Genomic DNA, 11,442 nt, shown 5'->3' with positions numbered 1-11,442 from the left:
GGGCGCAGGGGGTGCGCGCGGTCCGCCGCGAGGGCGGCGAGACGTGGGCCGAGTCCGAGGACACGGCGGTGGTGTACGGCATGCCCAAGGAGGCCATCGCCACGGGCGCGGTGAGCCGGGTGCTGGCCCTGGACGCCATCGGGACGGAGCTGGCCGCGCTGGTGCGCCGCCGACGGCAGTCCGGCGGGCAGTGAATCGCTGGTTGCATGACAGCCGCCGCACAATCCCGGGACGGCCGGCGCACGGGTGCTAGGCTGGTGCCCATGTCGCAGCAGATCCGCGCGCTGGTGGTGGATGACTCGCAGGCCATGCGCCGCAGCATCATGTACGCGCTCCAGCGCCTGGCCGACGTGGTCTGCATCGAGGCACAGGACGGCGTGGAGGGGCTGAAGAAGCTCGCCACGCAGGGCCGCTTCGACCTGGTGATGACGGACATCAACATGCCGTTGATGGACGGGCTGAAGCTCATCCACCACATCCGCCAGACGGAAGACCACCGGGCGGTGCCCATCGTCGTGGTGACGACGGAGGGCGCGGCGGCGGACCGGGAGCGGGCCATGGCGCTGGGGGCCACGGCCTACCTGGTGAAGCCCGTGCAGGCCCGCGTGGTGCTGGACACGGTGAAGGAACTGCTGAAGCTCGGCTGAGCTTCGACAGGACTTCCAAGGGCACGCATGGAACCGGCGCTGGACGTCGAGGGGCTGGAGAAGACGTACGGCGCGGTGCGGGCGGTGCGCGGCCTCTCCTTCCAGGTGGCACCGGGCGAGGTGCTGGGCCTCGTGGGGCCCAACGGCGCGGGCAAGACGTCCACGCTGCGGTGTCTGGCCGGCATCCTCCCGCCCTCCGCGGGGCGCGTGCGGGTGGCGGGCTTCGACGTGGCACGGGCCCCGGTGGAGGCGAAGCGCCAGCTGGCCTTCCTCCCGGACGAGCCGCGCTTCTTCGAGTACCTCACCGTCTGGGAGCACCTGAACTTCACCGCGCGCCTCTACGGCGTGGAGGACTGGGAGGCGCGGGGCCGCGCGCTCCTGGAGGAGATGGAGCTCACGGGCCGGGAGAAGTCGCTGCCGGGCGAGCTGTCGCGGGGCATGAAGCAGAAGCTGTCCATCGCGTGCGGCTTCCTGCACCAGCCCCGGCTCATCCTCCTGGATGAACCGCTGACGGGGTTGGATCCGCTGGGCATCCGCCGCATGAAGGCCTCGCTGCGCCGCCGCGCGGAGGAGGGCACGGCGCTGGTGCTGTCGTCGCACCTGCTCCCGCTGGTGGAGGAGCTGTGCCACCGGCTGCTCGTCATCGCCGGAGGGCGCGCGGTGGCGCTGGGCTCGCTGCCGGAGATCCGCGAGCAGATGGCGGGCGGAGCCGGAGACGGCGCGTCGCTGGAGGAGTTGTTCGTGCGCATCACCAGCGCGGCGTCGGAGGAGGCGCGGGCGCGGGGGAACGAACCGGCGTGAGCTTCCCGAGCGCGGTGGCGTTCCTCTGGGTGAGGACGTGGCGCAACCGGGTGGTGCGCCAGGTGCAGCGGCTGAAGCGTCCGCGCTATCTCCTGGGCGCGCTGGTGGGGCTCGCGTACCTGTACTCGCTGGTGGGGCGCAGCGTCTTCGTGCAGGGCACGGGCCGCGCGGTGTCCCCCAACGCGAGGCTGTTCGCGGAGTTCTCGCTGGAGGTCTCCGTGCTGGGCACGCTGGTGACGGCGTGGGTGCTGGGCGCGGACCGGCCCGCGCTGACCTTCACGCAGACGGAGGTGCAGACCTTCTTCGCCGCGCCCGTCACGCGCAAGGCGCTCCTGCACTACAAGCTGCTGCGCGGCCTCTTGAGCGCGATGCTCGCGGCGCTGGCGGCGACCCTCTTCGTGGGGCGCTTCACCAGCCCCCGCCCGGTGCTCTTCTTCCTGGGCGCGGCGCTGGCCATGGGGACGCTCTACCTGCACGGCACGGCGGCGTCCTTCGTGCGCGCGTGGCTCGTGTCTCAAGGCCGCTGGGGCAGCGCGGTGCGGTGGGCGGTCGTGGCGGTGCTCCTGGTCGCGGGGATGGGCACGCTGTTGTCCACGCTGCGCGACTATCCGCTGCCGGAGAACCTCTCCAGGCCCTTCGCCGTGCGCGAGTGGTTGCGCGAGGTGCTCGACGCCCCCGGACCCCGAGCGGTGCTGTGGCCGGGCAGGGCGCTGGTGGCCCCCGCGATGGCGCGAAGCTGGGAGGGCTTCCTGCGCTACCTGCCCGCGTCGCTGGCGCTGCTGGTGGCGCACTATGCCTGGGTGCTCGCGGTGGAGGTGCCCTTCGAGGACTCCGCGGTGGCCGGGGCGGAGGCGCGGACGCGGCGGCGGGAGCAGCGGGCCGCGCGCTCGGGCTCCATCCGTGTCGGCAAGGTGCCCTTCGTGCTGATGGCCCGGGGGCGTCCGGAGGTCGCGCTCCTGTGGAAGAACCTCATCGCGCGCAGGCGCATGGGCAGCGGGCTGGTGATGTTGCTGTCCTTCGGTGTGCTGGGCGCTGTGTTCGCGCTGGTGATGGGGGACACGCGGCTGTTCTCCAACAGCCGTGAGTTCCTGGGCCCCATGGCCCTGATGGTCGCGCTGGCCATGGCCGTGATTGGCCCGAGCGCGTTCCGCACCGACCTGCGCATGGACCTGCCGAAGCTGGAGCTCTTGCGCGCGCTGCCGCTCACGGGGCGGCAGGTGGTGGGCGCGGAGCTGGCGGCGTCCGCGCTGACATTGGGTGTGGCGCAATGGGTGATGTTGCTCCTGGCCCTGGTGCTGGGCGTGGGCGCGGACGACGTGACGCTCGCGCCATGGTCCACGCCGGTGGTGCTGGGGCTGCTCCCGGTGTTGCCGGCGCTGGGCCTGGCGGGGCTGTTCGTGCAGAACGCGGCGGTGGTGCTGCTGCCCGCGTGGATACCGGCGGACTCCGAGCGGGCGCGCGGCGTGGAGGCGCTGGGCCAGCGGCTGCTCACGTTGGTGGGCACGCTGGTGGTGACGTTCCTGGGACTGTTGCCGGCCGCCGTGGTGGCCGTCCTCGTGGGCTATCCGCTGTTCACTGTCATGGGGCGGTGGGCGGTTCCGCTCGCGGGGCTGGCGGCGGCGGGGGCACTCTTCGCGGAGGTGACGCTGGGCGTCGCCGTCCTGGGCCGCGCCTTCGAGCGGCTGGACGTGTCGGAAGAACAGTCGAACGAAGCGTGAACGCGAGCACGAAGGGAGCATCTCCATGAAGGTCGGCTTCATCGGGTTGGGGAACATGGGCACGCCCATGGCGAAGAATCTGGCCGACGCGGGCCATGAGCTCGTCGTCTGGAACCGCACTGCCTCCAAGGCGGAGCCGCTGAAGCAGCAGGGCGCGCGCGTGGCGAAGACGCCCGCGGAGGCCGCCCGCGACGCGGAGGTCCTCGTGTCCATGCTCGCGGATGACCACGCCGCGGAAGAAGCCGTGCTCGGCAAGGACGGCATCGTCAGTGCCCTGCCGAAGAGCGCCATCCACGTCTCCTCCAGCACCATCTCCGTCGCGTTGTCGGAGCGTCTGACGAAGGCGCACACGGACGCGGGGCAGGGCTACGTCTCCGCCCCCGTCTTCGGCCGGCCCGAAGCCGCCGCGGGCAAGCAGCTCTGGGTGGTCGCCGCGGGCCCGAAGGCGCAGGTGGAGCGCGTGCGTCCAGTGCTCACGGCCCTGGGGCGCGGCCTCACGGAACTGGGGGAACGGCCCTCCGCCGCGAACACGGTGAAGCTGTCCGGCAACTTCCTCATCGCGTCGATGATGGAGGCGCTGTCGGAGGCCTTCGCGCTCGCGGAGAAGTGCGGCGTGGAGCGCGCCGCGTTCCTGGACGTCTTCAAGTCCGTCTTCGCCAAGGCGCCCATCTTCGAGAACTACGCGGGCGCCATCGCGAAGGGGCAGTACTCGCCTGCGGGCTTCGCGCTGCGCCTGGGCCTCAAGGACGTGACGCTGGCGCTCGAAGCGGGAAGGGCGGCGGAGGTGCCGCTGCCACTCGCGAGCCTCCTGCGCGACCACTTCCTCACCGGCGTTGCCCAGGGGCGCGGCGATGAGGACTGGTCCGCGCTCGGCGCGCTCGCACAGGAGCGCGCCGGCATCACGAAGAAGTCCTGAGCCCGGACTAGAACGTCGCGGAGCCCGGCACGCGCGGGTAGGGGATGGCGTCGCGGATGTTCTGCAGGCCGCACATGTAGACGATGAGCCGCTCGAACCCCAGGCCGAAGCCCGCGTGGGGCACCGTGCCGTAGCGGCGCAGGTCGCGGTACCACTGGTAGTGCGCGGGATCGAGGCCGAACTTCTTCAGGCGCGCGTCCAGCACGTCCAGGCGCTCCTCGCGCTGGCTGCCGCCGATGATCTCGCCAATGCCCGGCGCGAGCACGTCCATCGCGGCCACGGTCTTCCCGTCCTCGTTGATGCGCATGTAGAAGGCCTTGATGGCCTCCGGGTAGTTCATCACCACCACGGGCCGGCCCACGTGCTCCTCGGTGAGGTAGCGCTCGTGCTCCGTCTGGAGGTCCTTGCCCCACTCCGGCGCGTACTCGAACTTCTTCTTCGCCTTCTGGAGGATGGAGACGGCCTCCGTGTAGTCGATGCGCTCGAAGCTGGAGCCGATGAACTTCTCCATCCGCTCCGTGACGCCCTTCTGCTGGCGCTCCTCGAAGAACTTCATGTCCGGCGCGCACTCGTCCAGCACGGCCTTGAACACGTACTTGAGGAACCGCTCCGCCAGGAGCGCGTCCTCGTTGAGGTCCGCGAAGGCGATCTCCGGTTCAATCATCCAGAACTCGGCCAGGTGCCGCGTGGTGTTGCTGTTCTCCGCGCGGAACGTGGGGCCGAACGTGTAGACCTTGGACATGGCCAGGCAGTACGCCTCCACGTTCAGCTGCCCGGACACGGTGAGGTAGGCCTCCTTGCCGAAGAAGTCCTTGCCCCAGTCGATCTTCCCGTTCTCGCCCCGCGGCGGGTTGTGCGCATCCAGCGTGGACACGCGGAACATCTGCCCGGCGCCCTCCGCGTCGCTCGCGGTGATGATGGGCGTGTTCACCCAGCAGAAGCCCTCCCCGTGGAAGAAGCGGTGCACCGCCTGCGCCGCCGCGTTGCGCACGCGGGTGATGGCCCCGAAGGTGTTGGTGCGCACGCGCAGGTGCGCCACCTCCCGCAGGAACTCCAGCGAGTGCTGCTTCGGCTGGATGGGGTAGGTGTCCGGGTCGTCCACCAGGCCCAGCACCTGCACTTCGTCCGCCTGAATCTCGAACGCCTGCCCCTTGCCCTGGGACTGCACCAGCGTGCCCCGGCAGATGACGGAGGCGCCCGCGGTGAGGTGCAGGACTTCCTTCTCGTAATTGGGCAGCGAATTGGGCGCGACGACCTGGATGGGGTCGAAGACCGACCCGTCGCTCACGTTCACGAAGCTGATGCCCGCCTTGGAGTCGCGGCGCGTCCGCACCCAGCCGCGCACCTCCACCTTCGAGCCCGCTTCGACGGCCCCCGACAGGGCCTTCTTCACACTCACGACCTGCATGGTGCTCTCCCTCTGCTCCAGACCGGGAAGGCGAGTTAGTCGCGCCCGGGCCCGAGGGCAAGCACCGAGCGAGGCCTGGCCCCGGCCCGGGCCGGCCTGGCCCCCGTCCCTCCGGGTTTCCCGGTCAGGGCCCGGGGGGCGCCAGCCGTCCAGGCTTTCGACGCGCCAAGACTTGTTGCCCGCGTGTCCTACCTCCCGCTAAGAGTCCGAAAAGCCATGGCGATGAACGAGCGTTACGAGCCGCAGTCGATTGAAGGAAAGTGGCAGACCCGCTGGGAGCAGGAGGGCCTCTTCCGGGCAGGCAGGCGTCCGGATGCCCCGAAGAAGTACGTCCTGGAGATGCTGCCGTACCCCAGTGGCCAGATGCACATGGGGCATGTGCGCAACTACCTCATCGGGGACGTCTACGCGCGCTACTACCAGATGCGCGGCTTCGACGTGCTGCACCCCATGGGCTGGGACGCCTTCGGCCTGCCGGCGGAGAACGCGGCCATCAAGGACGGCGTCCACCCGGCCATCCGCACCCGCGAGAACATCGAGTCGTTCAAGGCGGAGATCAAGACGCTCGGCTACAGCTACGACTGGGCGCGCGAGGTCAACACCAGCCAGCCGGAGTACTACCGCTGGAACCAGTGGTTCTTCCTCCAGATGATCGAGCGCGGGCTCGTCTATCGCCGCTTCAGCAAGGTGAACTGGTGTACCGGCTGCCACACCGTCATCGCCAACGAGCAGGTGAAGGACGGCCGCTGCGAGCGCTGTGACTCCGAGGTGCAGGACAAGGAGATGCCCGAGTGGGCGTTCCGCATCACCCGGTACTCGCAGGACCTGCTCGACGCGCTCGACACGCTCAAGGAGTGGCCGGACCGCATCACCTCGGCCCAGCGCAACTGGATTGGCCGCTCGGACGGCGCGGAGGTGGACTTCCGCGTGCAGGGGCATGATGCCGCCCTGCGCGTCTTCACCACCCGCGTGGACACGCTCTACGGCTGCACCTACGTGGTGCTCGCGCCGGACCACAAGCTCGTGGCCCAGGTGACCACGGCGGACCGCCGCGCGGACGTGGACGCGTTCGCCAGGAAGATGGCCGCGCAGAACAAGGCGGAGCGGCTGGGCGAGGACGCGGAGAAGGAGGGCGTCTTCACCGGCGGCTACGCGCTCAACCCGGTGACGGGCCAGCGGGTCCCCATCTGGATCGCCAACTTCGTGGTGAGCGACTACGGCACCGGCGCGGTGATGAGCGTGCCGGCGCACGACGCGCGCGACTTCGCCTTCGCGCGCAAGTACTCGCTGCCCGTGCGCGTGGTCATCCAGCCGGCGTCCGGCGACAAGCTGGGTGCCGGGGAGACGCTCGACGCGGCGTACACGGAGGACGGCGTCCTCGTGGACTCCGGTGACTTCACCGGCATGCCCTCGGCCGAGGCGCGCGTGAAGCTCGCCGCGAAGCTGGAGGCGCAGGGGCAGGGCAAGGCCACGGTGACGTACCGCCAGAAGGACTGGGGCTTCAGCCGCCAGCGCTACTGGGGCACGCCCATCCCCATCGTCTACTGCGAGAAGTGCGACCCCGACCGCAAGGGCATCCCCGTCCCGGCGGATCAGCTCCCGGTGCGGCTGCCGGACATCGACACGCAGGCGGTGCTCACCGGCAAGGGGGAGCCGCCGCTCGCGAAGGTGCCGGAGTTCGTCAACGCGACCTGCCCGAAGTGCGGCGGCTCCGCGCGCCGGGAGACGGAGACGATGGACACCTTCGTCGACTCCTGCTGGTACTTCGCGCGCTACCTCTCGCCGAAGTACGACGTGGCGCCCTTCGACCCGAAGGAGGGGAAGCGCTGGCTCCCGGTGGACATCTACGTGGGCGGCCCCGAGCACGGCGTGATGCACCTGCTCTACTTCCGCTTCTGGACCCGGGTGATGAAGCTCCTCGGGCTGTCTCCGGTGGACGAGCCCGTCACGCGGCTGATCACCCAGGGCATCGTCAACGGCGCGGACGGCCGGAAGATGGGCAAGCGCTACGGCAACGGCGTGGCGCCCAACACCATCGTGCAGAAGTACGGCGCGGACACCGCGCGCACCTACGTGCTCTTCGCGGGCCCGCCGGAGCGCGACTTCGACTGGTCCCACGAGCAGGTGGAGGGCGTGTTCCGCTTCCTCAAGCGCGTGTGGACGCTGGCCGCCACGCACCAGGCTTCCTCGGCGGAGGCCACGCACTCGGGCCCCTACGAGGGCAAGGCGCTGGAGACGCGCCGCGCGGCGCACAAGTGCGTCAAGCGCGTGACGGAGGCCATCGAGCGCCTGTCCTTCAACACCGCCGTCGCGGGCGTCATGGAGTGCGTGAACGCGCTCTACGCGGTGGGCACGCCGGAGACGCCCGCGGAGAAGGCGGCCATGGGCGAGGCGGTGCGGCTGCTCGCGCGCATCCTCACGCCCATCGCGCCGCACATCGCGGACGAGCTGGCGGAGGCCTACGGCGCGAAGGCGTCCACCGTCACGGAGGCCTGGCCGGAGTTCGACCCGGCGCTGGTGGTGGACGACGTGATTCCGTACGCCGTGCAGGTGAACGGCAAGCTGCGCGCGGAGGTGCGCGTGGCGGCGGACGCGGGCGAGGCGGACGTGCGCGCGGCGGCGGAGGCGGACGACAAGGTGAAGGCCGCCCTGGAAGGCAAGACGCTGCGCAAGTTCGTCTTCGTCCCCAAGCGGCTGGTGAACTTCGTCGTCGGCTGACGGCGGGAGAGGGAGGGCCGGTGCCCGCGGAAGTGCTCGTCATGTGCTCCGCCTGCGGGCGCCCCCAGACGGCCGCCCGGCGCCGCTGTGCCTTCTGCAACGCGGAGCTGCCGGAGGCGCCCCTGCCGCCCCGGTCTGCCCAGGCTCCCCAGGCTCCGGATTCGCCCGCGCCGTTGCCGGGCGTTCCCCCGCTGGCGCTGGACCTGGGCAACCGGCGCGCCCTGGCGGTGAACGACTCGCGGCTGTCGTTCCAGGGGCGCCCGGGCGGGGGCCCGGCGGTCGACGTGCCCTGGACGCGGGTGCGGCGGCTGGAGTGGCGCACGCGGCCCTACTTCGAGGCGCTGGGGCTGCTCGCCTTCACCGCGCTGGGCCTCTTCTGGGCGCCGACGCAGGAGGTGCGGCTCATGGCCTTCGTGGCGGGCGTCATCGGCCTGGGGCTCGCGGCGCTGTACCGCCACCATGGCCTCCGCGTGGAGCTGGATGACGGCACGCGCATGGAGTGGCCCCTGGGCATGGCGCTGAAGGGCTCCGCCCGCGAAGCCCGGCTAACGGCGGCGCGAGCCACGCTGGCGGACGCCGGACGCATGCGTGGCGTACCGCTGGCCGGCTCTGACGCTTGAGCGAGCCCGCGCCGCGGGACACCGGGCCCGGTCGCGAAGCCACGCCGCGGGCCGGCCCCGACGCTTGACGGAGGATCGCGGCCGGGTAGGGTGCGCGCCCATGCGGCCCTCAAGGAACGCGGTTCAGGCGGGTGCGGTGAAGGCGTTCCGGTGGGGCGTGGTGGCGGCGGCGATGCTGGGCGCCGGGTGCGGCTACCGCTTCAGCCCGTGGGGCTCCGCGCTGCCAGAGGGCACGGGGCAGGTGTGCGCGCCCATCTTCGCCAACGAGACGGCGGAGCCCGGGCTGGAGAACCTCTTCACGCGCTACCTGCGCAACCAGCTCATCCAGGCCGGCCGGCTGGCCACCGCTCCGGGCTGCGCGTCCACGATTGAAGGGGCGGTGCTCAACATCTGGACGTCCCCGACCATCATCCCCAACAACTACCGCATCTCCACGACCGTGCGGCTGCGCCTCGTGAAGGAGGGACAGCTGCTGTCGGAGACAGTGGTGGCGGGGACCGAGGACTACCTCCAGGGACGCGGAAACGTCCTGGAAGCCGAGGCCAACCGTCAGGCCGCGCTGGCGCGCCTGGCGGAGCTGCTCATGCGCGACGGCTACGATCGGCTGGCCAGCACCTGGTGAGGACCGGGGAGCCCGGTCCTCGACCCACGGTGGTGCGACGGGACGACTAGGCCTTCTTCTTCGCGGCGGCCTTGGCCAGCCGGGAGATGCGGCGCGCGGCGGTGCGCTTGTGCAGGACGCCCTTGCTGGCCGCCTTGTTGAGGGTCTTGGAAGCCGCCTTCAGCGCGTCCGTCAACTTCGAACCGTCCTTGGAGGCAATGGCCTCGCGGGCGGACTTGACGGCGTCCTTCACGGTCGTCCGGACGTTCACGTTCCGGGCGCGGCGCTTCAGGGACTGGCGGTAACGCTTCTCTGCGGACTTGGTGTTCGCCAAGGCAATGCTCCAGCGGAAGGCAAGGCAAGGAAAAAGAGGGGCCGTCCTTACTGCGACGCCCCCGTTGCGTCAAGGCACGCGTGCGATCGCGATCAGGATTTCCAGTTCCGGAACCCCTGGGAGGCCTCCGGAATGCCTCCCGGAGCCCCCACCGGCGCTTCACGCCGGAAGAATCATGCCGGCGGGGCGGCGTATTCCCACCGCAGCCCGGCGGGATCCACGAACTGGAAGCCCGCCTCGAAGTTGGCGCACGGCACCAGGCGCCCCGGATGGTGGGCCCGGAACAGCTCCAGGAGCCGGGCGACCCCCGAGGCGGAGGGGGCCTCCAGGGTGATGGCCAGCCCGGATCCGGCCTGCGCCTGGGCGCCCGGCATGAAGACGAGCCCCAGGCCCGCGCCCGTGTAGGCCGCCGTGCCATCCGTCGTCCGGGTGGGGGCCCAGCCCAGCCAGGAGGCCAGCTCATCCCAGAAGGCCTTCTGGGCCGCCACGTCCGGCACCGCCAGGCGCAGGGTGGCCACGGACGCGCGCGGCGGGTGGCTGGGCGGGGGCAGCGCCTTCTCCACGGCCTTCGCGGCCTGCCAGTGGCGCTCCATGTGCGCGAGCGTGGCGCCGCCGAAGGGGACGTTCTCCTCGTTCAGCTTCGCCTCGATGTACTGGAAGCGGGTGACGAAGCGGCGCGTGGCCATGCGCAGCGCGTCCTCCGCGGGCGTCTTCACGAAGCGCGCGAGGTTCGCGAGCGAGAACAGGACGTCCCCCAACTCGTGCTCGATGGCGTCCCGATCGCCCGACGCGATGGCCTCGTCCAGCTCGCGCAGCTCCTCGTCCAGCTTGCCGCGCACCCCGGCCAGGTCCGGCCAGTCGAAGCCGATGCGGCTGGCCTTCTCCGTCAGGCGCTCCGCGCGCAGCAGGGACGGGGCCGCGGTGGGCACGCCGTCCAGCACGGAGCCCGCGCGCCCGGTCTTCTTCTTGCGCTCCTCCGCCTTCAGCTGCGCCCAGTTGGCCAGCACCTGCTCGGCGCCCTTCACCTGCTGATCCCCGAACACGTGAGGATGCCGGCTGGTGATCTTGTCGCTGATCGCCGCGCAGACGTCCGCCATCGTGAACTCGCCCAGCTCCGCCGCCAGCTGCGCGTGGAAGACAATCTGGAAGAGCAGGTCCCCCAGCTCTTCACACAGCGGGCGCCACGGGCCGCCGTCGGCGACGCGGTCCATCTCATCCAGGACCTCGAACGCCTCCTCGGTCAGGTAGGGGCGCAGCGAGCGCAGGTCCTGCTCGCGGTCCCACGGGCAGCCGCCCTCGGCCCGAAGGCGCCGCATGATCTCCACCAGTCGTTCCAGCTCGTTTCCAGGCGCCGCCATTCATTCACTCCCGAGCAATCCCCCCGCCGCGGGATCCTGTAGCACGGCCGGTGGGCACCACATGATTTCGGATCGTCCGGCCTGTCGCCTATCATCGGACGTCCGGATGCTCCGCTCGTTCCTCGGCCTGTGTTGCAGCCTCGTGCTGCTTGTCCCCGCGCGCGCCCCTGCGTTGATGCAGGAGCCGCTCCTGCGCATCGAGGAGAAGGTCATCGAGCCGGAGCCGGATCCCAGCACCTTCCACGCCACGGAGGATGATCCGGTGGAGGACACCGGCCCCGAGGAGGCCGACGAACCGGATCCCGAGCCCCGCCCCGACAC

The 11,442-nt window shown here is 70.9% G+C and carries 12 protein-coding genes; 9 read left to right on the top strand and 3 right to left on the bottom strand.

Going from position 1 to position 11,442, the window contains the following annotated elements:
- The 5 genes from D7V80_RS37250 to D7V80_RS37230 form a co-directional block, all read left to right on the top strand.
- Positions 1-194 (top strand): chemotaxis protein CheB (locus tag D7V80_RS37250; RefSeq protein ID WP_304988477.1); only part of this gene is annotated, 194 nt, incomplete at its 5' end.
- 69 nt (positions 195-263) lie between these two features.
- The gene (locus D7V80_RS37245; RefSeq protein ID WP_120592593.1) at positions 264-647 is read left to right on the top strand and encodes a response regulator; all 384 of its coding nucleotides are present in this window, start codon (positions 264-266) and stop codon (positions 645-647) included.
- Between the two features lie 27 nt (positions 648-674).
- A complete protein-coding gene (locus D7V80_RS37240) occupies positions 675-1,448 on the top strand; it encodes an ABC transporter ATP-binding protein (RefSeq protein ID WP_120592592.1) in 774 nt (257 codons plus the stop codon).
- Entirely contained in the window at positions 1,445-3,166 is a 1,722-nt protein-coding gene (locus D7V80_RS37235) for a putative ABC exporter domain-containing protein (protein ID WP_120592591.1), read from the top strand. The genes D7V80_RS37240 and D7V80_RS37235 overlap by 4 nt, the downstream gene beginning before the upstream one ends.
- Positions 3,167-3,191: 25 nt before the next feature.
- Positions 3,192-4,082 carry an NAD(P)-dependent oxidoreductase gene (locus D7V80_RS37230; RefSeq protein WP_120592590.1) on the top strand — a complete coding sequence of 297 codons (891 nt, stop codon included), beginning with the start codon at positions 3,192-3,194 and terminating at the stop codon, positions 4,080-4,082.
- Positions 4,083-4,089: 7 nt separating this feature from the next.
- Here D7V80_RS37230 and asnS read toward each other — a convergent pair whose 3' ends face one another.
- Positions 4,090-5,490 carry an asparagine--tRNA ligase gene (gene asnS, locus D7V80_RS37225; RefSeq protein ID WP_120592589.1) on the bottom strand — a complete coding sequence of 467 codons (1,401 nt, stop codon included), beginning with the start codon at positions 5,488-5,490 and terminating at the stop codon, positions 4,090-4,092.
- 216 nt (positions 5,491-5,706) lie between these two features.
- Here asnS and leuS point away from each other — a divergent pair, with 216 nt between their 5' ends.
- The 3 genes from leuS to lptE all read left to right on the top strand — a co-directional run bounded on the left by leuS (position 5,707) and on the right by lptE (position 9,450).
- Positions 5,707-8,208, top strand: coding sequence for a leucine--tRNA ligase (gene leuS / locus D7V80_RS37220; RefSeq protein ID WP_120592588.1), 2,502 nt, complete (start codon positions 5,707-5,709; stop codon positions 8,206-8,208).
- 20 nt (positions 8,209-8,228) lie between these two features.
- The gene (locus D7V80_RS37215; RefSeq protein ID WP_120592587.1) at positions 8,229-8,828 is read left to right on the top strand and encodes a hypothetical protein; all 600 of its coding nucleotides are present in this window, start codon (positions 8,229-8,231) and stop codon (positions 8,826-8,828) included.
- A gap of 100 nt (positions 8,829-8,928) precedes the next feature.
- On the top strand, positions 8,929-9,450 hold the full coding sequence (gene lptE, locus D7V80_RS37210) for an LPS assembly lipoprotein LptE (protein WP_120592586.1): 522 nt from the start codon (positions 8,929-8,931) through the stop codon (positions 9,448-9,450).
- 46 nt (positions 9,451-9,496) lie between these two features.
- On the opposite strand, the gene rpsT is transcribed toward lptE, so the two are convergent.
- On the bottom strand, positions 9,497-9,763 hold the full coding sequence (rpsT, locus tag D7V80_RS37205; protein ID WP_014395478.1) for a 30S ribosomal protein S20: 267 nt from the start codon (positions 9,761-9,763) through the stop codon (positions 9,497-9,499).
- A gap of 173 nt (positions 9,764-9,936) precedes the next feature.
- Positions 9,937-11,121, bottom strand: a complete 1,185-nt coding sequence (gene mazG / locus D7V80_RS37200; RefSeq protein ID WP_120592585.1) for a nucleoside triphosphate pyrophosphohydrolase — start codon at positions 11,119-11,121, stop codon at positions 9,937-9,939.
- Between the two features lie 106 nt (positions 11,122-11,227).
- On the opposite strand from mazG, the gene D7V80_RS37195 reads away from it, so the two are divergent.
- Positions 11,228-11,442 (top strand): hypothetical protein (locus D7V80_RS37195; RefSeq protein ID WP_199738950.1); only part of this gene is annotated, 215 nt, incomplete at its 3' end.

The organism is Corallococcus sp. CA054B (assembly GCF_003611625.1).
Classification (GTDB): Bacteria; Myxococcota; Myxococcia; order Myxococcales; family Myxococcaceae; genus Corallococcus; species Corallococcus coralloides.
Note: the sequence above shows the minus strand (reverse complement) of the source record. Positions and strands in the feature narration are given on the sequence as shown.

Bases quoted from the DNA above. Each gene is read 5' to 3' on its own strand.
- asnS (WP_120592589.1), bottom strand. From the start codon at position 5,490: ATGCAGGTCGTGAGTGTGAAGAAGGCCCTGTCGGGGGCCGTCGAAGCG.
- D7V80_RS37240 (WP_120592592.1), top strand. From the start codon at position 675: ATGGAACCGGCGCTGGACGTCGAGGGGCTGGAGAAGACGTACGGCGCG.
- lptE (WP_120592586.1), top strand. From the start codon at position 8,929: ATGCGGCCCTCAAGGAACGCGGTTCAGGCGGGTGCGGTGAAGGCGTTC.
- leuS (WP_120592588.1), top strand. From the start codon at position 5,707: ATGGCGATGAACGAGCGTTACGAGCCGCAGTCGATTGAAGGAAAGTGG.
- D7V80_RS37230 (WP_120592590.1), top strand. From the start codon at position 3,192: ATGAAGGTCGGCTTCATCGGGTTGGGGAACATGGGCACGCCCATGGCG.
- mazG (WP_120592585.1), bottom strand. From the start codon at position 11,121: ATGGCGGCGCCTGGAAACGAGCTGGAACGACTGGTGGAGATCATGCGG.
- D7V80_RS37245 (WP_120592593.1), top strand. From the start codon at position 264: ATGTCGCAGCAGATCCGCGCGCTGGTGGTGGATGACTCGCAGGCCATG.